Consider the following 24,586-nt stretch of genomic DNA (forward strand, 5'->3'; position numbering starts at 1 on the left):
CATGCATCTGCTTCTCGCCCAGAAGGGATCGATCAGCGACGGCGACGAGGCGATCGATCTTGGCCAGACGCCGGGGGACGTGCTGTTCCTCTCGGCCGCCGACACGGAGCTTGCGGCAATTGCCGCAGCCGTTGAGGTGAGGAGCGAGCAGGCGGTGCGCTGGCGGCTCGCCAGCCTGATGACGCTCAAGCATCCCATGTCGGTCGACACCTACATCGAGCGCACGGCACGCCATGCGCGGCTGATCGTGGTGAGAGCGCTAGGCGGGGCAAGTTACTTTCACTATGCGCTGGAGGCGCTGCATGCTTGCGCTCGACGCAGCGGCGCGGCAATCGTCGTGCTGCCCGGTGACGACAAGCCGGATGAAGGCCTTTCGCCGTTTCAGAACGGCTCAGACGAGGACCGCAACGCGCTGTGGACCTATCTCACCGAAGGCGGGGCGGGGAATGCCTCCGCTTTTGTGTCCTATGCCGAGGCTATTCTCGATGGCACCGACCGACCGGAACCGGCGCGCCCCCTGCTGAAGGCCGGTATCTGGTGGCCGGGCAAGGGCGTGATCGGGGTCGAAGAGTGGGAGAGGCTGGCGTTTACGGCACCCCCCTCTGACCTGCAGGCCATTACTCCCCTCTGCTTCTACCGTGCCCTCGTCCAGAGCGGCGAAACGTCACCCGTCGAGGCCATGGTAGAAGCCTTGCAGGTCGAGGGCCTCACTCCTCTGCCGGTCTTCGTCTCGAGCCTCAAGGACCAGGTTTCCGTCGACACGCTGCGCGCCATCTTCGCCCGCTTCCCGCCATCGGTGGTCATCAATACGACTGGCTTCGCCGTCTCGACCCCTGGCGCGGAAAAGCCGTCCACTGTGCTCGACGAGACCGGCGCCGTTGTCCTGCAAGCGATCTTCTCGTCCTCGCCGCGTACCACCTGGGAGAATTCGAGCCAGGGTCTCAGCGCCCGCGATCTGGCGATGAGCGTCGCTTTGCCGGAAGTCGATGGGCGAGTGCTGACCCGTGCCGTCTCCTTCAAGTCGAAAGCGCGCTTCGACGAGCGGGTCGAGGCCAATCTCGTCAGCCACGAGCCGAATGCCGGCCGCATGCGCTTCGTCGCCGAAATGGCCGCGAACTGGGCGACACTTCGCGCGACCGAGCCTGCAGACCGGCGCGTGGCATTGGTCATGGCCAACTACCCGAACCGTGACGGACGACTTGGCAATGGCGTCGGTCTTGATACGCCGGCAGGCACGATCGAAGTCATGCGCGCCATGCGCGACGCCGGCTACGACGTCGCTGATCTGCCCGCTGACGGCGATACCCTGATACAGGCCTTGATGGCCGGCCCGACCAATGCGGCGCACAACGGACGGGTCATTCGTGAACGCCTTTCCGTAAGTGATTACATAAAGTTCTTTGGCGATCTTCCTAAAGCAGTTCAAGATCGCGTCACCGCGCGCTGGGGGGCGCCGGAAACCGACCCCTTCCATCTCGACGGAGCCTTCGCGCTGCCGTTGATGCGCTTTGGCAAGCTCATGATCGGCATCCAGCCGGCCCGTGGTTACAACATCGATCCCAAGGAAACCTATCATTCGCCGGACCTCGTGCCGCCGCATGGCTACCTCGCCTTCTACGCCTTCCTGAGGCGGGAATTCGGCGCGCAGGCCGTCATCCACATGGGCAAGCACGGCAATCTCGAATGGCTGCCGGGCAAGGCTTTGGCGCTGTCGGAAACCTGTTTCCCCGAAGCCGTCTTAGGCCCTTTGCCGCATCTCTATCCCTTCATCGTCAACGATCCCGGCGAGGGCACCCAGGCCAAGCGCCGAACCTCCGCTGTCATCATCGACCACCTGACACCTCCGCTGACGCGGGCCGAGAGCTACGGGCCGCTCAAGGACCTGGAGGCGCTGGTTGACGAGTATTACGAAGCCTCGGGCGGCGACCCGCGCCGGCTTGTTTTGTTGAAAAAGCAGATCCTCGAGCTGATCGCCGATATCGGTCTCGACCAGGATGCCGGCATCGCCAAGGGTGAGGCGGAGGATCAGGCGCTGGAAAAGCTCGACGCCTATCTCTGTGACCTCAAGGAAATGCAGATCCACGACGGGCTGCACATCTTCGGGCTCGCGCCGGAGGGACGGTTGTTGACCGATCTCGTCGTTGCGCTGGCGCGGGTGCCGCGGGGGCAAGGTGAGGGCGGGGATGCGAGTTTGCAGCGGGCGATCGCTGGAGATTTGCTCAAGACGAAAGGCTTCGATCCCCTCGACTGCGTCATGTCCGATCCGTGGAGCGGCCCGACGCCCGAGATCCTCGCCGATGTCATCGATGCCCCGTGGCGCACCCACGGCGACACCGTGGAACGCATCGAACTCCTCTCTGCACAGCTGGTCGCGGGTGAGATCGCCTGCCCGGATGACTGGCCGCGCACCCAAGCCGTGCTCGCTGAAATCGAAACCCGCCTCAAACCCGCGGTCGTCTCTTCCGGCCCTGCTGAAATTCAGGGCCTGCTGAAGGGGCTCGCCGGCCAATTCGTTCCCCCCGGCCCCTCCGGCGCGCCGACGCGCGGACGACCTGATGTCCTGCCCACGGGACGTAACTTCTACTCTGTCGACAGCCGTGCTGTTCCCACACCGGCAGCCTATGAACTCGGCAAGAAATCCGCCGAGCTTTTGATCCAGCGTTACGTGCAGGATCACGGCGAATGGCCGACATCCTTCGGTATTACCGCCTGGGGCACGTCGAACATGCGCACCGGCGGCGATGATATCGCCCAGGCCCTGGCGCTGATCGGTATCAAGCCGCTCTGGGACATGGCCTCGCGCCGCGTCACCGGCTTCGAGGTGATCCCGATCGCGATCCTTGGACGGCCGCGTGTCGATGTGACACTGCGCATCTCCGGTTTCTTCCGCGATGCCTTCCCCGAACAGATCGCGCTCTTCGACAAGGCGGTGCGCGCGGTGGCGGCACTCGACGAGGACGAGGAAGATAATCCGATCGCCGCACGTGTACGGGCCGAAACCGACAAGCTTAAGTCTGAAGGGCTTGACGAAAAACAGGCCGCGCGCCGCGCCGGTTACCGCGTCTTCGGCTCCAAGCCCGGCGCCTATGGGGCTGGCCTGCAGGCATTGATCGACGAGAAGGGCTGGAATGACCGCGCCGATCTCGCCGAAAGCTATCTCGTCTGGGGCGGTTATGCCTATGGTGCTGGCGAAGAGGGCAAGGCGGAACGGGGGCTGTTCGAGGAGCGGCTGCGCTCGGTTCAGGCCGTGGTGCAGAACCAGGACAATCGCGAACACGATCTGCTCGACAGCGACGACTACTATCAGTTCGAAGGTGGTATGACGGCGGCGATCGAGCATGTCGCTGGCACCAGGCCCAAGGTCTATCACAACGACCATTCACGGCCGGAAAAGCCCGTAATCCGCAGCCTGGAGGAAGAGATCGGCCGCGTGGTGCGCGCCCGTGTCGTCAATCCGAAATGGATCGAAGGCGTCATGCGCCACGGATACAAGGGCGCATTCGAAATCACCGCGACGGTCGACTACATGTTTGCCTTTGCGGCGACGACGGGCGCCGTGCGCGACCACCATTTCGAGGCTGTCTACCAGGCGTTCATCCTCGATGAGCGGGTCCGCGATTTCATGGCCGAGAAGAATGCACCGGCCCAGAAGGAGCTCTCCGAGCGCCTGATCGAAGCGATCGATCGCGGCCTGTGGACGCCGAAGAGCAACTCAGCCAAATTCACATTGAGCGAAATGGTCGAAGGAGGCGTGCATGCCTGACGTTCAGGATGGAAAGCCGTTGGTTTTGAGCGGCCATTGCCTGTGTGGCGACGTACGCTTTCGTGCCACTGGACTCGTCCGCACCTCCGGCCATTGTCACTGTGAAAGCTGCCGCCGCACCGCATCGTCGCCGGTCACCACCTTTTTCACGGTCCCGCGAGAGGGAACGGAGCTCTCTGGTGAAAGCCTCCGCTACTATGCGTCTTCGCCGGGCGTGCGCCGCGGCTTTTGCGGCAATTGCGGATCGCCGATGTCCTTCGAGACGGAGCGTCGACCTGACGATATCGATCTGTATGTGGCGAGTCTTGATGACGGCCTTTCCGTACCGATCCGTGAGCACTGGCACTGGGACGAACGCGTCGACTGGTTGCATGTCGCCGACGACCTGCCGAAGAGCGAGGGCGGCGTGTGACAAAGTCAGTGCATATTGAACTGGTGGAGGGTGAGAACGCTCTCTTGACCGGAGCCGTCGATGCCATTCTCGATGAGGCAGCCAAAGAGCAGGGACGCCCGTTCGAAGGGCGAAAGGTTCAGCTACGTGCCGTGGACGCTGACGGCAAGATGGTGGGCGGGCTGACCGGCGCTCATCTGCAGCGCTGGTTCTTCGTCAAGCTTCTCGCTGTTTCGCCCGAGGCGCGCGGCGGCGGCATCGGTGCGCAGCTTCTTGCACGAGCCGAAGCCATGGCGCGCGAGGATGGCCTCGTCGGGATTTATCTCGACACCTTCGAGTTCCAGGCGCCACGCTTCTACCTCCGCGAGGGATATCGCGAGATCGGCCGCTTGCCCAAGATCGGCGATGCGCCGCAGCGGATCTGGTTTGCAAAAGAATTCAACGATACTGGGAGTACGACATGACCGATGAAACCCCTTCGACCGGCGAGACCGATCTCGCCCGCCATGCGGAAAAGATGGCCAAGAAGAAGGTCGCGCGCGACAAGATCATGGCGACCAAGACGGGCGAGAAAGGCCTGATCATCGTTCATACCGGCAAGGGCAAGGGCAAGTCGTCTGCTGCCTTCGGCATGATTTTCCGGCACATCGCACACGGCAAGAAATGCGCCGTGGTCCAGTTCATCAAGGGCGCCATGTCGACCGGTGAACGGGACATGATCCTCAAGCATTTCTCGGATCTGTGCGACTTCCACACCATGGGCGAAGGCTTCACCTGGGAAACCCAGGACAAGGCGCGCGATATCGAGATGGCGCAGGCTGCCTGGGAGAAGGCCAAGGAACTGATCCGCGATCCCGCCAATTCCATGGTGCTGCTCGATGAGGTGAACATCGCCATCCGCTACGACTATATCGATCTGGCAGACGTGCTGGAATTCCTCGCGACCGAGAAGCCTCCGATGACTCATGTCGTGCTGACCGGCCGCAATGCCAAGGACGAGTTGATCGAACTCGCCGATCTGGTGACGGAGATGGAACTGGTGAAGCACCCATTCCGCTCGGGCATCAAGGCCCAGATCGGCGTGGAGTACTAGGGGGCGAACGGCCCAGGGCTGAGTACTCAGCGCCGAAGAAAATCTGGGAGCGATCCATTATGGATCACTGACAGAATTTCGATGTCGGGAGACCTGATAGCGTAGAAAATCAGGTGCTCGCCCTGGGTATAGGAATAGCAGTTATCACGGAGTTCGGGTCGCGCCCGACCGAGGAGGGGCTGCTCGGCAAGCCATCTGAACCGGTGCCTGAGTTCGCCAAGGTATTTCCGGCGTTGCTCATGGCCCCATTGCCGAGCGGTATAGTCATTGATCGCCTTGAGATCATCAGCCGCTTTCGGCGTAAGGCGATAGCGGCCGCTCAACGGTGATCAACCTCGACATCCGCCTCGATCAGACGGTCGAGAAAATCGTCGTCGACAAACACTCCCGCCTTCGCCTGTTGCCGGCCTTCATCGATTTGTAAAAGAACGTCTGCAAGCTTGCGGTCCTGATCCTCCAGGCCTTTCAGCGCATCGCGCACGACCTCGTCCGCCGACGCATAGCGACCGCTCTTGACCTTTTCATCGATGAAGTTCAGCCAATGAGTTCCAAGATCGAGAGCTGTCTTTGCCATAGTTCCTCTCTGCAGGCCACGGATTGCCGAGAATGAATATAGCGCTACGCTCTCGCTCTGCAAAGAACGGAGTCTTCAGACCCCGATCCACACCCGGATCGGATTGGTCGGGTCAGCGAGAAGCCGGATGGCTAGCGCCACGCAGGTGACGACCAGCAGCGGCTTGATGATCTTGGCGCCCTTGCGCATGGCGAAGCGCGAGCCGGTCTGGGCGCCGAGGAACTGGCCGACGCCCATCAGGAGGCCGACTTTCCAGAGCACCACGCCGCTCGCGACGAAAATCAGGAAGGCGCCGAGATTAGAGCCGAGGTTCAGAAGCTTCGTATGCGCGGTCGCCTTCAACATGCCAAACCCGGCAAGCGAGACGAAGGCGAGCATGAAGAACGAGCCGGTGCCGGGGCCGAAGACGCCGTCGTAGAGGCCGATCAGCGGCACAAGCGTCACGCCGAAGACGAAGGGTGTCATGCGCTGATGGCGGTCTTCGTCGGAAATGTTCGGCTTCAGCGCAAAATAGAGCGCGATGGCAACGAGCAGGAAGGGCATCAGCACCCGCAGCACGTCTCCCGGCACCACGGTAGCGATCAGGGCGCCGATGGCGCCACCGATAACCGCCATGACAGCCATCGGCAGCTGCTTCTTCAGATCCACATGACCTTTGCGCGCATAGGCAAGCGTCGCCGAACCCGCGCCGAACATCGATTGCAGCTTGTTGGTGCCGAGCGTTTCCAGCGGCGGAATGCCGGCAATCAGCATGGCCGGGATGGTGATCAGCCCGCCGCCACCCGCAATCGAATCGATGAAACCGGCGATGAAGGCGGCAATGAACAGCAGCAGCAAAGCTTGGAAAGCGAGATCGGCCACGGGGAGACTCGTGAAGGGTGAGGGAAGGTGGCGCCGTTGTGGACCAAACGCCGCGGCTGCGCAACCTTGCAAGGCCGTGTCGTGCGGGTCGCAGCGGGGACATTCTGTGAACTGCCGCTTCCGCCACATAAAGCGCCGCAATCCGGTTTGACCGTTGGATAAGGCTTCGATAAAGCTCATGGCAATGTGCGACGGCGCCTGTTCGACAGGCTGGAAATAGTCCGGTGCGGCCGACCCAATCAGGGGGCCAATTCCGGAGCTGTCCCAAAGGCCATGGACCACTCCTTTCGAGGTGGATGGTTCGGCGCTTCGTACAGGCAGAAAAAACGAAGCAGGGAGGCCTCAACCTATGGCGGAAAAACTCGGAATCATGGTCTGCGGCCACGGCAGCCGCAATCAGAACGCGGCGAAGGAATTCGCTGTGATTGCAGAGGCGTTGCGCGCCCGCAATCCCGACATGCCGGTCGAATATGGCTATCTCGAATTCTGCAATCCGGTGATTTCGGCCGGTCTCGACAGCCTGCGCGAACAGGGCGTGACCCGCGTACTCGCGGTTCCGGGCATGCTCTTTGCCGCAGGTCACGCCAAGAACGATATTCCCTCGGTGCTCAACACCTATCAGGCACAGAACCCGGGCATGGTGGTCAATTACGGCCGCGAGCTTGGCATCGACCTGAAGATGATCCGCGCCGCCGGCGACCGCATTCAGGCTGCCGTCGATGAGGCAAATGAGACGCTCGGCTTCGTCGAGAAGCACGACACGCTGCTGATGGTCGTCGGTCGCGGCTCGTCGGATCCGGATGCCAATTCGAATGCCACCAAGGTCATGCGTATGCTCTGGGAAGGCATGGGCTTCGGTTGGGGCGAAACCTGCTACTCGGGTGTCACATTCCCGCTTGTCGAGCCGGGCCTGACCCATGCCGCCAAGCTCGGCTACAAGCGCATCGTCGTCTTCCCCTATTTCCTGTTCACCGGCGTGCTGGTGAAGCGCATCTACAGCTATACCGATGAGGTGGCAGCGCGTTACCCGGAGATCCAGTTCGTCAAGGCGAGCTATCTCAACGACCACCCGCTGGTGCTCGATGCCTTCCAGGATCGGGTCAAGGAGATACTTGAAGGCGCGGCCGTGATGAACTGCCAGATGTGCAAGTACCGCGAACAGGTGCTCGGCTTCGAAGCTGACGTCGGCCAGCCGCAGGAGAGCCATCATCACCATGTCGAGGGCATTGGCGGCGGCTTGGAAAACTGTCCCTGCAAGGGGGATTGCGACGCCTCCTGCCGCGATCCCGATTTCTGTCGCGAGCATGGCCTGCCGTGGACGCCGCTGCACAGCCATGCCGATCCGGCACCTTTGAAGCCAGTGCCCGTCGAGCCGAGCTTCGACTACGCGCCGTCCTTCACGCTCGGTGGCAAGTATGCCGGCCTCAAGGACAAGACACCTGATGCCGATCTGCAGGCCGTGATGGACGCACCGTCCTCCGGCAAGGCTGCCCAGCACGAGCATGGTCCCAACTGCGGCTGTGGCCATCATGACCACGATCATGGTCACGGTCATCACCACGACCATGATCATCAACATGGCCACGATCACGGACACAACCATGGACATGCGCACGGTCATTCCCATGGTCACGGTCACGACCATCATCACGCACCTTACCCCCATGCCGACCATCCGCTGGGGCCGAAGTCGATGCAGAAGAAAAAGTAATGCCGCTCTTCGATCGCATCCTGATCGTCGACTGGTCCGCTGCCGGACAACCGGTGACGGGCAAGAACTCGCTCTGGGCGTGCCTCGCCCGGCGCGAGGGCGATAGGGTTGTGATCGACTGGAACGAGAATTTTGCGACCCGTCATGCCTTCATGCAGCGACTTGATGTCGTGGTCGGCGCAGCGATTGCGGAAGGCCAACGCCTGCTTTGCGGCTTCGACTTTGCCTTCGGCTATCCGGCGGGCACCGCAGAGCGCCTGACGGGAAGGGCGGACTGGCGGGCCCTCTGGTGCAAGATTGCTGACGAAATCGAGGATGCGCCTGATAACCGCAACAACCGCTTCGATCTCGCATCGCGCTGGAATGCCACCCATTTTGCCGGCGAGCCGCGCTTCTGGGGGCGGCCGCATCAGCATGCCTATGACCATCTCTCCGACAAGAAGCCGGCAGCCCCCCAATCGCCGCCGCTTGCCTTCCGCCGCTCGGAGTATTTTGCCAAGGGGGCGAAGTCTGTCTGGCAGCTGACCTACAACGGCTCCGTCGGCAGCCAGACGCTGCTCGGCATTAACAGGCTGTCGCGGTTCCTGGATGAGAGTGGACACGGTGATCACGTTGCCGTCTGGCCCTTCGAGACAGGTTTTGCCGGCACCTTCGAAAAACCTGTGGTCTTCGCCGAAATCTACCCGTCGCTCTTTGCGCTGCCAGAAGGCGACGAGGTCAAGGATGCCCTTCAGGTGCGGACCGTTGCGGAGGCCTTTGCGCGGTTCGATGGGGATGGTCGGCTTGGCACCCTGCTCGATCGTCCGGCAGTGCTGACGGATGACGAGGTCGCCGTTTCGGTTGCGGAAGAGGGCTGGGTGCTCGGCATCGGGCACCTCGAGCTTCCGCGGGAGATGGCAGCATGACATCGCCCCTCGACTACATCCGCGACCCCGCTGAAATCTATCGCCAGTCCTTCGCCACCATTCGCGAAGAAGCCGCTCTCGGCCGTTTCCCCACGGTCCTCCAGCCACTGGTCATCCGCCTCATCCATGCCTGCGGCATGGTCGAACTCGCCGAAGATGTCAGATGGTCGGACGGTGCCTTCGAGGCCGGAGTCGCAGCGCTTGAAAAGGGCGCTCCCGTTCTCGTTGATGTCGAGATGGTCCGCCACGGCGTGATCCGCCGCCTGCTGCCGGCCGAAAACCAGATCCTCTGCCTGTTGAATGACGAGCGTGTGCGCCCGAAGGCCGCTGAGATCGGCAATACCCGCTCGGCCGCCCAGGTCGACCTCTGGGACGAACATCTCGGTGGCGCCGTGGTCGCCATCGGTAATGCGCCGACAGCACTCTTCCGTTTGCTGGAGCGCATCGACGCCGGCGCGCCGAAGCCGGCGATCATCCTCGGCTTTCCCGTCGGATTCGTGGGTGCCGCCGAGAGCAAGGAAGAACTGATCGCCAATTCCAGAGGCGTTCCCTATATCGCGGTGCGCGGTCGCCGGGGCGGCTCGGCCATGGCCTCGGCAGCGGTGAATGCCTTGGCAGGAGGGCTCGGCACCAATGTCTGAGCACGCGCACGGCCCCTGGCTCACCATCATCGGCATCGGCGACAACGGACTGGAAAGCCTGACGCCCGAAGCGCAGGCCGTCGTCTGGCAGGCGGAGACGCTCGTCATCGGAGAGCGGCTGGATGCAGTCATCGATGGCGCGAGCCTGCCCGGGTTGAAACGTATACTCACCTGGGGTGCTGGTTTCCGCGAGACGCTGGCGCAGATCTTGAAACTGCGCGGTACGCCGGTCACGGTTCTCGCCACCGGTGATCCCATGCATTTCGGCATTGGTGCCACGCTCCGGCGCTATGTGGCGGCTGAGGAGATGATGGTGCTCCCGAGCCCGTCCGCCTTCTCTCTGGCTGCTGCCCGTCTTGGCTGGCCGCTGCAGTCGGTCACGCAGATCTCCCTGCATGGCCGACCGCTCGCCTTCCTCAATCGCCACGTCATGCCGCGGGTCCGCATTCTGGCGCTGACCTCGGATGCCTCCACCGTACAGGCGGCCGCCGTGCTGCTCGCCGAGCGTGGCTTCGGCGCCTCGGTCCTGCATGTTCTCGAGCACATGGGCAGCCATCGCGAGCGCATTCTGCGCATGACCGCGCTGGAAATGGCCGAGACCTGCCCGGCCATGTCGGACTTCAATACGCTGGCCATCGATTGCGCTGAAGACGGACCGCTTCTGGCACCGGTACCCGGTCTGCCGGACGAGGCTTTCCGCCACGACGGGCAGTTGACCAAGCGGGAGATCCGCGCCGCGACGCTGGCGCAACTGGCACCCTTTCCCAATGCGCTGCTCTGGGACGTCGGCGCCGGCTGCGGCTCGATCGCCATCGAATGGATGCGCGCTGGCATGGGCACGAAGGCGATTGCCATCGAGCCGAAACCAGAGCGGGTGGCGATGATCCGCGCCAATGCCGAGACCCTGGGCGTACCGGATCTGGAGATCATCGAGGGCCATGCGCCGGAAGCACTGACCAGTCTGAAACGCCCGGATGTCATCTTCATCGGTGGCGGCATTACCGGGGAGGGGCTGTTCGACACCTGCTGGGCAGCGCTCGGAGTAGGCGGTCTCTTGGTCGCCAATGCGGTGACCATCGAGGGTGAAGCGCGACTGGCGGAACTGCGCGGCCAGCACGGCGGTGAACTCGTGCGTATCCAGGTTTCGCGAGCGGCCCCGGTCGGGCGCTTTTGCGGCTGGAAGTCGCTGATGCCGGTCACGATGTGGACGGTTGTAAAGGGAGAGGCTGAATGACCGGCAAACTCTACGGCCTCGGCCTCGGCCCCGGCGATCCGGAACTGCTGACGCTGAAGGCCCATCGCATCCTGACAAGCTGCTCCGTCGTCGCCTATCCGGCGCCCGATACCGGCCCGAGCTTCGCCCGCCAGATTGCGGCCCCGTATCTGACAGCTGCGCAGCTGGAGGTGCCGATCATCGTGCCGATGCGCGTTGAGCGTTTTCCAGCGCAGGATATCTACACGCGGGCCGCCGAGACCCTGTCGCATCATCTCGACGCTGGCTCCGATGTCGCCGTCCTCTGCGAGGGCGATCCCTTCTTCTACGGCTCGTTCATGTATCTCTTCGAGCGGCTTGCCGATCGATATCCGACAGAGGTCGTGCCGGGCGTCTCCTCGATGATGGCCGCAGCCGCCGGCCTCGGTCGTCCTCTTGCCGCCCGCAACGATGTGCTGACCGTACTCCCCGGTCCTCTGACGGATGATGAACTCGCCGCCCGCATCGAGGCCTCTGGCGCCGTTGCGATCATCAAGCTCGGCCGGCATTTCGCCCGTATCCGCGCGCTGATCGAAAGCCTCGGGTTGACCGCACAGGCGGGATATGCAGAGCGCGTGAGCCTTGCCGAACAGAAGCTCACCCCGCTGGCTGAGGTGTCCGAGGACACCGCGCCCTATTTCTCGATGATCCTGATCTACAAGGGCGACGAACGCTGGCATCCTGCACTCGCGAAAACGCTGGGAAGCTTGGTGTGATGACTGACATCTCCGCATGCCCGGGCAAACCTGCCGTCGTCATCCTGAGTGCATCAACCGCTTTGCTGGGTCGCCGCATTGCAGCGGACATCGGCGGTGAACTGCATGGTGCTGCCGCCCGCGTCGAGGAGGCAGATCTGCGCTTTGCATCTGCCAAGGATCATGTCCAGGCGCTGTTTGCCGCCGGCCGACCGATCGTTGCGGTGATGGCGTCTGGCGCGCTTATTCGTCTCCTCGCACCGATGCTCTCCGACAAACACTCCGAACCGCCCGTGCTCGCCGTCTCTGAGGATGGTTCCTCCGTCGTGCCGCTGCTCGGCGGCCATCACGGCGCCAATGAACTCGCAAGCCAGATTGCCTCCGCCCTCGATACCCATGCCGCGATCACGACGGCCGGCGACCTGAAATTTGGTGTAGCACTTGATCAGCCGCCGGAAGGCTATGTGCTTGCCAATCCCCAGTGCGCCAAGGCCGTCATGGCGGAGCTTGTCGCGGGTGCGGGCGTGAGGCTCGAGGGTGCATCTGCGAACTGGCTAACCCAATCAAGACTTCCATTCCAACAAGAGGCCCGCGTGACGCTGACCGTGACCGACCAACAGAAGACATCAGGCGAGCTGGAACTCGTCTATCATCCGAAGACGCTGGTGCTCGGTATGGGCTGCGAGCGGCATGCGAAGCCGGAAGAAGCCATCGCGCTCGCCGAGGAAGCACTCGTAAAGAGTGGTTTCGCGAAGGAAAGCCTTGCTGCCATCTGCTCGATCGACCTAAAGTCCGACGAGACGGCAATTCATGCGGTAGCGGCGCATTTCGGCGTACCAGCCCGGTTCTTCAGCGCAGCTACGCTCGAAGCCGAAGCGCCGCGCCTGAAGAACCCGTCGGATGTCGTCTTCGCCGAAGTCGGCTGCCATGGCGTGGCGGAAGGGGCAGCGCTTGCGGCCGTTGGCGCGTCCGGCGAACTCGTTGTCGAGAAGATCAAGTCCAAGGGTGCTACAGCCGCGATTGCGAGGGCCGCTGATATCATCGACCCGAAGACGACAGGCCGTGCCCGCGGTACCCTCTTCGTCGTCGGTATCGGTCCAGGCTCGGAGGGCTGGCGCTCGCCCGAGGTCTCGCGCATGGTCCAGGCCTCCACGGATCTCGTCGGCTACTCGCTCTATCTCGACCTGCTCGGCCCACTCGCCGACGGCAAGACGCGCCACGATTTCGATCTCGGCAAAGAAGAGGCCCGGGTCGTGCATGCCATGGAACTGGCGGGTGAGGGCAACACGGTAGCCCTGGTCTGCTCCGGCGATGCGGGCATCTATGCCATGGCGACGCTGGTCTTCGAACTCTTCGACAAGGGCGGCATCACCAATGGCGCGAGCCGCATCGAGGTCCAGGTCTCGCCCGGCATTTCCGCGCTTCAGGCTGCCGCTGCCCGCATTGGTGCGCCGCTCGGCCATGATTTCTGCACCATCTCGCTCTCTGATCTTCTGACCCCCTGGGAGCATATCCAGCGTCGGGTGAAAGCGGCAGGCGAGGGCGATTTTGTCATTGCCTTCTACAATCCCGTCTCGATGAAGCGCCGCACGCAGCTCGCCTATGCCCGAGACGAACTCCTCAAATACCGCCCGTCCTCCACACCCGTGATTCTCGCCACCAATCTGGGCCGCGAAGGTGAAACCGTGCGTACCGTGCCGCTCGGACAACTGAACGTCGACGACGTCGACATGCTGACCGTCGTGGTGGTCGGCTCGTCCGAGAGCCGGACGGTGACGACCGGCGACGGCAAGACCTGGGTCTACACGCCGCGTGGTTATTCAGGCAAGGCAGACAGTGGCATGAAGGGAAGTGAACCATGACCGTCTATTTCATCGGCGCCGGGCCCGGAGCCCCCGATCTCATCACCGTGCGCGGCCTGCGGCTCATCGAGCGCTGCCCGGTCTGCCTCTATGCAGGCTCGCTGGTGCCGGAGGAGATTGTCGCGGCGGCACCCGAGGATGCACTCGTCAAGGATACGGCACCCATGCATCTCGACGAGATCGTCGCGGATATGGTGGCAGCCCACGAACGCGGTCAGGATGTTGCGCGCGTGCATTCCGGCGACCCCTCGATCTATGGTGCCATTGCCGAACAGATGCGCCGGCTCGATGCGGCAGGCATTCCCTATGATGTCGTCCCCGGCGTCCCGGCGTTTGCCGCGACCGCCGCACGGCTGAAGACCGAGCTGACACTTCCCGAGATCGCACAGACAGTTATCGTCACCCGCACCGAGATGAAGGCATCCTCGATGCCGGAATTCGAGACTCTGGAGATCCTGGGTAAGTCGCGGGCGACGCTTGCGATTCACCTGTCGATTCGCAACCTCACACATATCCGCGATACTCTGACACCCTACTACGGCGAGGATTGCCCCGTGGTGATCGCCTATCGTTCCACCTGGCCGGATGAGCTGTTCATCCGCACGACCCTGAAGGACATGGCGGAAGAGGTGCGCAAGGCGAAGATCACGCGGACCGCACTGGTGCTGGTCGGCAAAGTCTTCGGTCATGTCGAGTTCCGCGACAGCGATCTCTACAATTCCGATTTTAGCCATGTGCTGCGCAATGTCGGGAAGAAGAAGGCTCGTGGCTGAAGCAGTGCGTGGGCGTCACGTAAGTTCGCCCATCGGCCGATATGCCGTCTTTCTCGCCGCATTCCTCGCCGGCTGTGTTGTCACAGTGGCCACGGCATTCGTCTATCTCTTGGTCTACATGTCGCAAGGGCCGCTCAGGGAGTTCAGGAGCTATCTCGGCTACAACGTGATCGACAGCGGCACCGCCTGGCAGTGGACCTTCAATATCATGATGTGGGCGCTACCGGCGCTTCCGCTCTGCCGCTTGATCCTGGGGGTAATGAGCGGCGTGCGACCGGCATGGTGGCGGATCGGTGTTGGCTACATGGCCCTCGGGCTTGTCACTTACGGCTTTGGCCAGCTTGCCTATGCCACCAACATCGATCGCCTCCTGCTGCGCATAGCCGGTTTGCTGGTCATCCTCACAGCTGGCTATTGGTTCACCTGCCGTTGGGTCGTCAGGCCGTGACGTCCGAAAGCTCGGCGGGCAAGTCTGATGGGCAATTTCGCTGAAGAGCCGCCTTCTACGCTTTCTTGTTCCCTGGGATTGCGGTATCAAACACGCATATCAGACAGGACGTCACATTCATGCATAAAGTCATCTTCGATACGGATCCGGGCGTCGACGACGCCATGGCGCTTCTTTTCCTGCACCATCATCCGGAGATCGACCTCCTCGGTATCACGACCGTGTTCGGAAATGCCGAGATCGAAATCACGACCCGCAACGCGCTGTACCTGAAGCGTGAATGGAAGATCGATTCGCCCGTTTCACGCGGCGCCGGCGAGACCTTCATTCCGCATCGCGTCAGCCACGAGCCGCCGAAATTCATCCATGGCGATGATGGTCTCGGCAATATCGGCGTGCCCGAGGTGACGGATGTCCATCCCGATCCGCGTCCAGCCCACCGCTTCATCGTCGAAACGGTCCGTGCCAATCCGGGCGAGGTGACAATCGTTGCCGTTGGCCGCATGACGAACCTTGCCAATGCGCTGAAAGAAGACCCCGAGATTGTCGATCTGGTGAAAGAGATCGTCATCATGGGCGGCGCCTTCGACGTCAACGGCAATGTGACGCCGGCGGCCGAAGCCAATATCCATGGCGACCCGGAAGCGGCAGACGTGGTGATGACGGCAAAGTGGCCTGTGGTGGTTGTCGGCCTCGACGTTACCATGCAGACGGTAATGACGCGTTCGCAGCTCGCCGACATTCGAGATGCCGCCGGCACCAGCCGCGCGCGCCTGCTCTTCGACCTCTCCCAGTTCTACATCGATTTCTACGAGGGCCTCGTCGACGATGGCATGGTCGTGCATGACAGCTGCGCCTGCGTCTATGTCGTGGCACCGGAACTGTTCAAGACCCGCAGCGGCGTGATCCGTGTAGTCTGCGGCGGCATTGCCGACGGCCAGACGATCCAGAAGCCGGATGGTCGTGGATTCGGTCCCTCCGATTGGGACGGTGATCTGCCGAGCCAGAAGATCTGCACCGAGATCGACGCACCGGCTGTATTGAAGCTGATCCACGATGTGATCGTGGCCGTACGCGAAGACTGAGCGGCAGCGCCGAGCAGACAAAGATAAACCCCGGATCTGGGAGGAGATCCGGGGTCTTTTTATTCTGGATCCGACCGAAGTCGGGACCAATCAGCCGTTAACGGCGTGACGGGCAACGCGACGGATGTCTTCGCGGCCAATGCCGAGGTCACGCAGTTCGCGGTCCGACATGCGGCCGAGTTCGGTGATGGTCTGACGATACTTGCGCCAATTGTTGAGCGAGCGGGCGATGTTCATGGGGTCTACCTCTTTGGTGGTTTGGACCCGTCTGTGGGCCCCTTCGAATTTGTTGATCCGAATATATGCTGCGATGCGAAATCATTGAAGACATAATGCGGCAGAGCACCCATGCACGCTGCGCATATCAATCGATTTAACCCGTTGTTAACTGATGATTTTTTGTGCGTTTGCCTCAGCTCCCATCGCGCACTGCATTCGGGCAGGTCATACGGCTGGCCGCAGCATGAGGCCGTCAGAGTTGGGGAGAAGACAAAAAAATAACGCTCACCGGGGGAGGAGGTCCGGTGAGCGTCATTTATACAGACCAACGACTGGGAGGAGGAGTGTCGTTGGTCAATCGATCCCGCTCTGGGAGGAGGAGTGAGCGGATCGAAGAAGAAGCGCCAGAAGTTCCGTCGCTCTGTTGAGGATGAATATAGGCGACACGTACGACTTTGTGCAGTGCAAAAAAAGCATGGAAGGCATGCGGTCTTTGCATGGGCGGCAGACCTCGTTGCTCCCTGTGCCTTGCGGCTTGTTTTTCTGCCTGTGTCGTTTCAGATTGCCTTCGAATTCAAGGGGGCAGGCAGATGTACAGAGGCAGGTTGAAACGCGACCTCGACGACTGGGTCAAGCGGGGGCTGATCGACGCCGCCACGGCCTCAAGGCTGCTCGATGACGTGGATCGCCGCGGCTCGGGCTTCAGCATCGGGTCGATCCTGTCGATGTTCGCAGCAGTCCTGATCGCGGCCTCTCTGCTCATGTTGATCGCCGCCAACTGGGAGCTGATTCCCCGACTGATCAAGGTCACCGGCATCATCGGTCTGATCTGGATCTTTCATCTGGCGGCACTGCTTGCCAGGAACCGCGGCGCCGACCGCATTGCGGCGGCCTCCCTTGTTCTGGGGTCTGCTGCCTTCGGTGGGGCGATCGCGCTGATCGGCCAGCTCTATCACCTTTCGGGCGATACCTTCTCGGCGATGTTCCTGTGGTTTTCGGTGACCGCCGTTTCGGCAGCCCTCTTTCGGTCGGGCGCGCTCTCCGTGGTGACCGGAGCGCTCGCGCTCGTCACTTTCGGCGGCGGGTTCGACAGTTTCGGTTGGGATGTTGGCAGCCATGGCCTCTGGGCCTGGTGGCCGCCATTCGGGGCGGCCTTGGTCTTTGGCCTGTCGCGCTGGACGGCCGCGGACCGGGTCAAGCATTTTGGCTACATGCTTCTCCTCGCCTGGATCTGGTGGATGGTCATACTTGAGCGGGGCGAACTCTATGCCCTCGTTGTGGCCGTTGTCGCGACGCTTCTCTTCCTGTCACTGACGCTGCCGCGTTCGCCTCTGGCGGACCTGCATCGCAGGCTCGGCGCGTCTGCCAGCTTCTACACACTGATCATAGCGATGAGCGGCTTCGCCTATGTGCAGGGAAGTGCTGTGGATGAGGTGTCTATCGCCGTGCTCGGCATCATCATTTTGGGGCTCTCGATCGCCGCTATCGCCCTGGATGGTCGTGACAATGGCGCGGTGCGTTTGCTTGTCTACGGGGCATTCGCGGCGGAAATTCTCTACCTGTCCTACGAGACGATCGACAGCATTCTCGGCACATCCGCCTTCTTCCTCCTCTCCGGTCTCGTGGTCGCGGTGCTTGCCTTCGTGGTCATCCGCCTCGAGAAGCGCTTCTCCCGTCCTGCCGCAGAGGTGAAGTCATGATCGCTGCCAAACCCTTTGCCGCCGCTGCACTCTTCGTCGCTCTTCTGCAGACGGCGATCCTCGGCTACATGATCGAGGGGCGCGCGGGCATCCTGAGATCGGGAACAGAGGTGCTGTTGAAGACGGCGCCTGTCGACCCGCGTGATCTGCTGCGCGGCGATTATGTGGTGCTCACTTATGATATTTCGTTGGTGTCCATAGACTCGATCACCGGGCCGAAGCCTCAAGCCGGGGAGGTTGCCCGTCTCCATGTCCGCTTGAAGCCGCAAACGGACGGCTTCTGGAGTGTTTCCGAGGCGTCCTTCGATCCGCTTGCGTCGCAGGAGGGTAGTGTGGTTCTGGTCTCCCAGCCCGTCACGATCTATGAGTGGGTGTGGCAGACCGGAAACCTGACGGTCTCCTATGGCCTAGAGCGCTATTACGTGCCTGAAGGCGAAGGCAAGCCGATCGAGGATGGCCGGAACCAAGGCCGCGTTTCGGTTGCGGTTCGTATCTCCGATACCGGGCAAGGGCAGATTCGCGCCCTGATGCTCGACGGCGAGCCACTCTACGAGGAGCCGCTTTACTGAACCGTGCCAGTCCCTTGCTGAAATGCCTGTGAAGCGGGTCGCGAGCGCCCTGTGATACTGTCATTTTTCCTTTGCGTGCGGGAAAACGGGTGTTATAGAGACGCGCGCTCCGGAGGGGCCATGCGCGAATGCGACATGCGCTTTTGGACGCGGGTATGGTGAAATTGGTAGACACGCCAGATTTAGGTTCTGGTGCCGCAAGGCGTGGGAGTTCAAGTCTCTCTACCCGCACCAGCTAAGCCGCGCGGGATCGACGAGAGAACACCGAGGTGTGGCTCCCGTCAGTCCGGCGCCGTTTTGCTTGGCAGATTGTTGACGAATTGCGACGCAGCCACGTCCGGGAAAATCAATTCCGGCGTCGTGCTCAGGGAAAACACCGGCTGTCCGAGCACGGCCGCCACGACATGAAGGTAAGAACATGCAGGTTATCGAAACGCTCGCTGAAGGGCTGAAGCGCGAAATCAAGGTCATCATTCCGGCCAAGGACATGGAACAGCGCATGAACGAGCGCCTGGCCGATGTGAAGGACAAGGTCCGCATCAACGGCTTCCGTCCGGGCAAGGTGCCGACCTCCCATGTCAAGAAAATGTACGGCAAGTCGATCATGGCTGAACTCGTCAACGAGATCATCCGCGACAAGCCGTCGGCGATCCTGTCGGAGCGCGGCGAAAAGTCGGCGACCCAGCCGGAAATCGTCATGACCGAGGACGAGAAGGAAGCGGAAAAGATCCTGTCGGCCCAGGCTGACCTGGAGTTCACGCTGTCTTACGAAATCATCCCGGCGATCGAACTGAAGTCGGTCGATGGCATCAAGGTGACCCGCGAAGTCGTTGAAGTCTCCGAAGACGAAATCAACGAGCAGATCGAAAAGATCGCCGAGAGCGCCCGCACGTTTGAGGCCAAGAAGGGCAAGGCCGCTGATGGCGACCGCGTCACCATGGACTACCTTGGCAAGGTTGATGGCGAAGCCTTCGACGGCGGCAAGGACGAAGACGCAGAGCTGGTCATCGGCTCGAACCGCTTCATCCCGGGCTTCGAAGAGCAGCTGGTTGGCCTGAAGGCTGGCGACGAAAAGGTCATCACCGTAAACTTCCCCGCCGACTACCCGGCTGCAAACCTTGCTGGCAAGGAAGCCACCTTCGACATCACCGTCAAGGAAGTCGCAAGCCCGGCCAAGACCGAAATCAATGACGAACTGGCCACCAAGCTCGGCGTCGAATCGGTCGAGAAGCTGAAGGAAATCGTCCGCGGCCAGATCGAGAGCCAGTACGGCAACGTCACTCGCCAGAAGGTCAAGCGTCAGATCCTCGACCAGCTGGACGAACTCTACAAGTTCGAGTCGCCCTCGAAGCTCGTCGATGCCGAGTTCGAGAACATCTGGCGCCAGATCAACACCGATCTCGCCCAGTCCGGCAAGACCTTCGCTGATGAAGACACGACGGAAGAAGCAGCCCGCGAAGAATACCGCGCGCTCGCCGAGCGTCGCGTTCGCCTCGGCCTCGTTCTCTCCGAAATCGGCGAAAAGGCCGGCATCGAAGTGACCGAAGAAGAAATGCAGCGTTCGCTCTTTGCCCAGCTGCAGCAGTTCCCGGGCCAGGAAAAGCAGATCCTGGACTTCTTCCGCAACACGCCGGGCGCTGCCGCTTCGCTGCGCGCGCCGATCTTCGAAGAGAAGGTCATCGACAAGCTGCTGGCTGAAGTCTCCGTCACCGACAAGACCGTGAGCAAGGACGAGCTCCTCGCCGACGACGCCGAGGAAGGCGACAAGCCGGCGAAGAAGGCTGCTCCGAAGAAGAAGGCTGCTGCCAAGGCTGAAGACGCTGCAGAAGGCGAAGAAGCCGCTCCGAAGAAGAAGGCCGCTCCGAAGAAGAAGGCCGCCGAAGGCGACGCCGAGTAATCTTCGAGCCTATCTGAACTTGAGAGAAAGCCGTCCTTCGGGGCGGCTTTTTCGTATCTGGAGGCATGTGTTGGTTCCCTCTTCATAGAAACCGGTGCGACTTGCCGGGTCCTCCCGATGTCAGGGGATGGTCATTGCAGAAACGGAAGCCGATGATCGGCAACGCCCTTGCATCGGCAGGCGCGCGCTCCAGATGAGCGGCATACGCAACCGGAATGATGACCATGACTGACGTCGACCAGCCGCCCAAGATCAATCGATCGGTTCTGCAGCAGGTAATTGCGGGTTTGAGCGACGGTCTGATTTTGGTCGAGACCGATGGTCGGATCGCCTGGGCGAACCAGTCCGCGCTCGACATGCATCGGATCGAGGCGATCGAGGATCTTGGCGGTGACGTTGCAGGATACCGCCGTCTGTTCACGCTGCGCTATCGCAACAAACATCGGCTGGACGAAGGCCAATACCCGCTGGAACGGCTTCTGGCAGGCGAGACCGTTGATGACGTGACGGTCGAAGTCTCGCCCGTGGACAACGAGGATGCGATCTGGATTCACACCGTGCGGAGCCTCGTGATCGAGGATGCGGGCGCTCGGCCTGACGTGCTGGTGTTGGTGTTTCGCGACGAAACCCCGCGCTACGAGGCAGAGAAACGCTTCGAGAGCGCCTTCAACGCCAATCCTGCACCCGGCCTTATCTGCCGGCTGGACGACCAGCGCTTCATACGGGTGAACCAGGGCTTCATGGAAATGACCGGTCTCGCCCGCGAAGATGTCATCGGCCGGACGGTCGAGGAGATCGGCCTCTTTTCCAATTGTGAAACCGGCGAGGACGCGACCGAGAAGCTCGCCGAGGGGCGACTCATCCGGCAGCGCGAAGCCCTCATACCCATTCCGGGAGGTGACCGTCTTGTCATCGTCGCCGGTGAGCCGATTCCGGTGGGCGAAGAAGCCTGCATGCTCTTCACCTTTGCCGATCTCGACGGTCGACGCCGGGCGCAGAATGCGCTGAGGCAGAGTGAGGAGCGTTTCTCCAAATCTTTCCGCCTGTCGCCGGCTCCAACCGCTATCTCCCGCCTTCACGATTTCGTCTTCACCGAAGTCAACGAAGCCTTCCTGCAACTCTGTGGCCGAAAGGCCGAGGAAGTGATCGGAAAGACGGCGGCGGAGCTCGGTCTTTGGGAGGATGCCAAGCTCCGGCGTACGCTCGAGCAGAAACTCAAGGACAACACGCCGGTGCGCGACGAGGCGCTGACCATGCGCGTCAAGCAGGGCGGCATGGCGGAATGTCTGGTGGCAGCCGAGAGGGTCGAGATCGCCGACCAGCAATGCGTGGTCTGGGCGCTACAGGACGTGACCGAGCGACGCCGAACCGAAGACGAATTGATCCAGGCAATTGAAAGTGTGATGGCTGACACCTCCTGGTTCAGCCGGACTGTTGTCGACCGGCTGGCAATGCTGCGCCAGTCCTCCCGGGGCAAGCCATCAATGGCACAGCTTCAGGATCTTTCCGAACGCGAGACGGAAATCCTCTCGCTGATCTGTCAGGGGCTGAGCGATGCCGAAATGGGGGATGTCCTTCATTTGTCGAAACACACCATTCGCAACCATGTCGCCTCGCTCTATGCCAAGATCGGCGTCAATCGGCGTGCCGCTGCGGTGATCTGGGCTCGCGAGCGCGGTTTCCTGGGGGAGCAGCCGAAAAGACGCTGAAGACGCGAATTTAGGTCAGAACCTACTAGTTGCACTAGTATTTTGCGCTCTGCAAACCGGGGCTCCCTGAATCTATTTCTCCCTCATCGCCAATGATGGCGATGTCTACTGATCTAGAGAATAGGAGAAAGACAATGGACAAGAACCGTATCGAAGGTGCCGTTCGTCAGGTCAAGGGATCCGTCAAGGAGGCCGCTGGCAAGATCTCCGGCAACCGCCAGCTCGAAGTCGAAGGCAAGAGCGACAAGCTCGCCGGTGAAGCGCAGAGCGCCCTCGGCAAGGCCAAGGATAGCGTCAAAGACGCCCTGCGCTAAGTCGCACCCCGCATTAGACCTCGGAGTTGTTCCCATTATGGATCTGGTACGTGTACCTGCCGGCTCGCTGGCCGGCAGGTGGGCTCACCTCGACTTGCCGAAGGCGGTCGAGGCGCTGATCGCGCCTGCCGGGGAATGGTCCCGGCCTAAACTGCAGGTCGCCAGCGATGGTGGCGCGCTGCGCATCATCGGCGATGTTGGGAGCCTGGATGCGTTCGAGACCGTCGTCGCCCTCGCCGAGGTCTATTCCGGACAGCGCGTGGTCACCGAACTCACCATTCGCCCGCGCCTGCGGGTCCAGCCATCCCTATGCATGGCAGGCGACCCATTGATTGAATTCGAAAGGAAGAACCCATGAAGAAACTCGTGACCTTCACTCTGGCTGCAAGCGTGCTGTCCAGTTCCGTCGTTCTGGCAGCGGACAACCGCCGCCAGGCATCGGCCGCTCAAGGCGCCAAACCGCAGCGTGTTGGAACCCTGAGCTGCGAAATCGAGGGCGGCGTCGGCCTGTTGATCACGTCGAGCCGTGCCGTTGATTGCCAGTTCCGCAACGCCGATGGTGACGTCGAGCGCTATACGGGTTCGATCGGCCGGCTCGGTCTTGATGTCGGCGTCACCGGCAAGACCTATATGAGCTGGATTGTCGTCAACGCAGCCGCCAACCGGCTGGGCGAAGGCGCTCTCGCCGGAAGCTATGTCGGTGCTTCGGCCAATGCAGCCTTGGGGGTCGGCCTCGGCGCGAATGCACTGATCGGCGGCAATGCGAAGAATTTCGGCCTGCAGCCACTGAGCGCCCAGGCCGGCACCGGTCTCAATCTGGCAGCAGGGGTCACACGCCTGCAGTTGCAGAAGGCAGGTTGATTTTAAAGGGGCGGCGAAAGTCGCCCCTTTTTTACGTCAGGTGCGTTTACGAGGAGCGGTATTTTCGACAAGCAGAAGCCCGGCCACGCCTGTGAGGGCAAGTGCCAGACCCAGCCAGGCAGTTCCGGAATATCCGAGAAAATGCGATCCGACCGCGAATGTACCGGCGCTGACCGCGTTGCCGAGGAAGGAATTGATCGGCATGAAGGCTGTCCCGAGACCAGGACGGGTGGGGAAGAGATCCTGGAAATAGGTGATCGGCAGGGAAAGCAGCCCTGCGGCTGCGGCCGCCCCCGGCACGGCCAGCGCATAGAAGTGCCACGGCGCCGTCGCAAAGGCGAAACCCACCATGTGCAGGCCGTAGAGAAGGGCCGAGACGATGATGATCGCCAGCAGGCTGAACCGTTTCAACAGGATCGCCGCGATCAGCATGAACGGGATTTCAATCAGGGCGATCAGTGCTGCAATGAAGCCGACATCACGGGTCGAGCCGCCAAGCTCCAGCGTCAGGATCAACGGCCAGATCATCATGGCAAGCCGCGTCGTGCCAGTCACGGCGGCCATCGCGATCATCCGCACCAGCATTTCTAGTCGCACGAGCTCACGCAGTGCGTCGAAAAAAGCGGTGCCACTGGTGCCGGCCGGCGCTGCCTTTTCCCTTGCAGGTGCAAGCAACAGCAGGGAGCCGACCGCGACCAGGAGCGTACAGATCGCCGCAGCGCCCCAGGCCCCGATCATGTTCGTCGACTGCGCCAGGACCAGACCGAGGATCGCCGGCATCACCACCCAGGACGCCGACATGAAGGAGCGCACGATCGTGTTGACTGCCGCCGCATCTTGAGTGGTAAGCGCGCTGGTCTCGATCCGCGCCGAGGCGAAGAGCAGGGAATGCACGGCCTGGGCAAAGGGAATGATCAGCGCCGTGGCGACGACGAAGACGGGGATCGTCGCGAAGAGAAAGATCGCGCCGTAGCCGATCGTGCCGGCGAGTGCCAGCAGTGCAATCATCCGGCGCCGATCCCCCATGCCGTCAGAGAGAATACCGAGCGAAACGCTGATCGCGACCGTCATGATCGAGGCGACGACTGTCAGCGCCGAATAGGCCTGGTCGCTCATTCCGAGCGCGCCGATGGCCGTGACGCCGAGATAGGGCAGGGTGGCGCCATAGGCGCAGCCCTGCACGAAGATCATGATGGAAAGGATGACCAGCTGCGGGCGCGCCGCAATCTGGCTGAAGGACGATGACATGGGCGACTCGGGGAA

25 protein-coding genes and 1 tRNA gene are annotated in these 24,586 nt (G+C 61.8%); 21 read left to right on the plus strand and 5 right to left on the minus strand.

Annotated features, from left to right (window positions below):
• Position 1 precedes the first annotated feature (1 nt).
• From cobN to cobO, 4 genes are read left to right on the plus strand one after another with little or no spacing between them, the layout of a single operon-like run.
• The gene (gene cobN / locus BW978_RS14450; protein ID WP_076396167.1) at positions 2–3,763 is read left to right on the plus strand and encodes a cobaltochelatase subunit CobN; all 3,762 of its coding nucleotides are present in this window, start codon (positions 2–4) and stop codon (positions 3,761–3,763) included.
• Complete coding sequence (locus tag BW978_RS14455; protein ID WP_076396169.1) at positions 3,756–4,175, plus strand: GFA family protein; 420 nt, start codon at positions 3,756–3,758, stop codon at positions 4,173–4,175. Before cobN ends, BW978_RS14455 begins: the two co-directional genes overlap by 8 nt.
• Positions 4,172–4,618 (plus strand): GNAT family N-acetyltransferase, encoded by a 447-nt coding sequence (locus BW978_RS14460; protein ID WP_076396171.1) that lies wholly within the window; start codon positions 4,172–4,174, stop codon positions 4,616–4,618. Before BW978_RS14455 ends, BW978_RS14460 begins: the two co-directional genes overlap by 4 nt.
• Positions 4,615–5,247 (plus strand): cob(I)yrinic acid a,c-diamide adenosyltransferase, encoded by a 633-nt coding sequence (cobO, locus tag BW978_RS14465; protein ID WP_076396173.1) that lies wholly within the window; start codon positions 4,615–4,617, stop codon positions 5,245–5,247. Before BW978_RS14460 ends, cobO begins: the two co-directional genes overlap by 4 nt.
• Before the next feature lie 26 nt (positions 5,248–5,273).
• Here the strand turns inward: cobO and BW978_RS14470 are convergent, their stop codons facing one another.
• From BW978_RS14470 to BW978_RS14480, 3 genes are all read right to left on the minus strand, one after another.
• Positions 5,274–5,570 carry a type II toxin-antitoxin system RelE/ParE family toxin gene (locus BW978_RS14470; RefSeq protein ID WP_076396175.1) on the minus strand — a complete coding sequence of 99 codons (297 nt, stop codon included), beginning with the start codon at positions 5,568–5,570 and terminating at the stop codon, positions 5,274–5,276.
• A complete protein-coding gene (locus BW978_RS14475; protein WP_076396177.1) occupies positions 5,567–5,821 on the minus strand; it encodes a type II toxin-antitoxin system ParD family antitoxin in 255 nt (84 codons plus the stop codon). The genes BW978_RS14470 and BW978_RS14475 overlap by 4 nt, the downstream gene beginning before the upstream one ends.
• A 75-nt stretch (positions 5,822–5,896) precedes the next feature.
• The gene (locus BW978_RS14480) at positions 5,897–6,682 is read right to left on the minus strand and encodes a TSUP family transporter (RefSeq protein WP_076396179.1); all 786 of its coding nucleotides are present in this window, start codon (positions 6,680–6,682) and stop codon (positions 5,897–5,899) included.
• 349 nt (positions 6,683–7,031) lie between these two features.
• On the opposite strand from BW978_RS14480, the gene BW978_RS14485 reads away from it, so the two are divergent.
• From BW978_RS14485 to BW978_RS14525, 9 genes are all read left to right on the plus strand, one after another.
• Positions 7,032–8,393, plus strand: coding sequence for a sirohydrochlorin chelatase (locus BW978_RS14485; protein WP_076396181.1), 1,362 nt, complete (start codon positions 7,032–7,034; stop codon positions 8,391–8,393).
• On the plus strand, positions 8,393–9,298 hold the full coding sequence (locus tag BW978_RS23580) for a hypothetical protein (protein WP_076396183.1): 906 nt from the start codon (positions 8,393–8,395) through the stop codon (positions 9,296–9,298). Before BW978_RS14485 ends, BW978_RS23580 begins: the two co-directional genes overlap by 1 nt.
• On the plus strand, positions 9,295–9,939 hold the full coding sequence (locus BW978_RS23585; RefSeq protein ID WP_076396185.1) for a precorrin-8X methylmutase: 645 nt from the start codon (positions 9,295–9,297) through the stop codon (positions 9,937–9,939). The genes BW978_RS23580 and BW978_RS23585 overlap by 4 nt, the downstream gene beginning before the upstream one ends.
• Positions 9,932–11,173: a precorrin-6y C5,15-methyltransferase (decarboxylating) subunit CbiE gene (gene cbiE, locus BW978_RS14500; RefSeq protein ID WP_076396187.1), complete on the plus strand. Its 1,242-nt coding sequence runs from the start codon at positions 9,932–9,934 to the stop codon at positions 11,171–11,173. Before BW978_RS23585 ends, cbiE begins: the two co-directional genes overlap by 8 nt.
• Positions 11,170–11,907: a precorrin-2 C(20)-methyltransferase gene (cobI, locus tag BW978_RS14505; protein ID WP_076396189.1), complete on the plus strand. Its 738-nt coding sequence runs from the start codon at positions 11,170–11,172 to the stop codon at positions 11,905–11,907. Before cbiE ends, cobI begins: the two co-directional genes overlap by 4 nt.
• Positions 11,907–13,748: a precorrin-3B C(17)-methyltransferase gene (gene cobJ / locus BW978_RS14510; protein ID WP_076396191.1), complete on the plus strand. Its 1,842-nt coding sequence runs from the start codon at positions 11,907–11,909 to the stop codon at positions 13,746–13,748. Before cobI ends, cobJ begins: the two co-directional genes overlap by 1 nt.
• A complete protein-coding gene (cobM, locus tag BW978_RS14515; RefSeq protein ID WP_076396193.1) occupies positions 13,745–14,521 on the plus strand; it encodes a precorrin-4 C(11)-methyltransferase in 777 nt (258 codons plus the stop codon). Before cobJ ends, cobM begins: the two co-directional genes overlap by 4 nt.
• The gene (locus BW978_RS14520) at positions 14,514–14,969 is read left to right on the plus strand and encodes a hypothetical protein (RefSeq protein ID WP_076396195.1); all 456 of its coding nucleotides are present in this window, start codon (positions 14,514–14,516) and stop codon (positions 14,967–14,969) included. Before cobM ends, BW978_RS14520 begins: the two co-directional genes overlap by 8 nt.
• Before the next feature lie 119 nt (positions 14,970–15,088).
• Complete coding sequence (locus BW978_RS14525) at positions 15,089–16,054, plus strand: nucleoside hydrolase (protein WP_076396197.1); 966 nt, start codon at positions 15,089–15,091, stop codon at positions 16,052–16,054.
• 90 nt (positions 16,055–16,144) lie between these two features.
• Here the strand turns inward: BW978_RS14525 and BW978_RS14530 are convergent, their stop codons facing one another.
• Complete coding sequence (locus BW978_RS14530) at positions 16,145–16,291, minus strand: DUF1127 domain-containing protein (protein ID WP_006728511.1); 147 nt, start codon at positions 16,289–16,291, stop codon at positions 16,145–16,147.
• A 572-nt stretch (positions 16,292–16,863) separates the two neighbouring features.
• Between BW978_RS14530 and BW978_RS14535 the strand changes: the two genes are divergently transcribed.
• From BW978_RS14535 to BW978_RS14570, 8 genes are all read left to right on the plus strand, one after another.
• A complete protein-coding gene (locus BW978_RS14535; protein WP_076396199.1) occupies positions 16,864–17,973 on the plus strand; it encodes a DUF2157 domain-containing protein in 1,110 nt (369 codons plus the stop codon).
• A complete protein-coding gene (locus BW978_RS14540; protein WP_076396201.1) occupies positions 17,970–18,542 on the plus strand; it encodes a GDYXXLXY domain-containing protein in 573 nt (190 codons plus the stop codon). Before BW978_RS14535 ends, BW978_RS14540 begins: the two co-directional genes overlap by 4 nt.
• 149 nt (positions 18,543–18,691) lie before the next feature.
• Positions 18,692–18,776, plus strand: a tRNA-Leu gene (locus tag BW978_RS14545).
• A gap of 184 nt (positions 18,777–18,960) precedes the next feature.
• A complete protein-coding gene (gene tig, locus BW978_RS14550; protein ID WP_076396203.1) occupies positions 18,961–20,439 on the plus strand; it encodes a trigger factor in 1,479 nt (492 codons plus the stop codon).
• A 224-nt stretch (positions 20,440–20,663) separates the two neighbouring features.
• Positions 20,664–22,148 (plus strand): PAS domain S-box protein, encoded by a 1,485-nt coding sequence (locus tag BW978_RS14555; protein WP_076396553.1) that lies wholly within the window; start codon positions 20,664–20,666, stop codon positions 22,146–22,148.
• Between the two features lie 134 nt (positions 22,149–22,282).
• A complete protein-coding gene (locus BW978_RS14560; protein ID WP_076396205.1) occupies positions 22,283–22,462 on the plus strand; it encodes a CsbD family protein in 180 nt (59 codons plus the stop codon).
• Positions 22,463–22,499: 37 nt separating this feature from the next.
• On the plus strand, positions 22,500–22,820 hold the full coding sequence (locus BW978_RS14565) for a hypothetical protein (RefSeq protein WP_076396207.1): 321 nt from the start codon (positions 22,500–22,502) through the stop codon (positions 22,818–22,820).
• A complete protein-coding gene (locus tag BW978_RS14570) occupies positions 22,817–23,323 on the plus strand; it encodes a DUF992 domain-containing protein (protein WP_076396209.1) in 507 nt (168 codons plus the stop codon). The genes BW978_RS14565 and BW978_RS14570 overlap by 4 nt, the downstream gene beginning before the upstream one ends.
• Before the next feature lie 36 nt (positions 23,324–23,359).
• On the opposite strand, the gene BW978_RS14575 is transcribed toward BW978_RS14570, so the two are convergent.
• Complete coding sequence (locus BW978_RS14575) at positions 23,360–24,571, minus strand: MFS transporter (protein ID WP_076396211.1); 1,212 nt, start codon at positions 24,569–24,571, stop codon at positions 23,360–23,362.
• Between the last annotated feature and the right edge of the window lie 15 nt (positions 24,572–24,586).

Origin of the sequence: Rhizobium sp. RU33A (assembly GCF_900156055.1) — a bacterium.
GTDB lineage: Bacteria > Pseudomonadota > Alphaproteobacteria > Rhizobiales > Rhizobiaceae > Allorhizobium.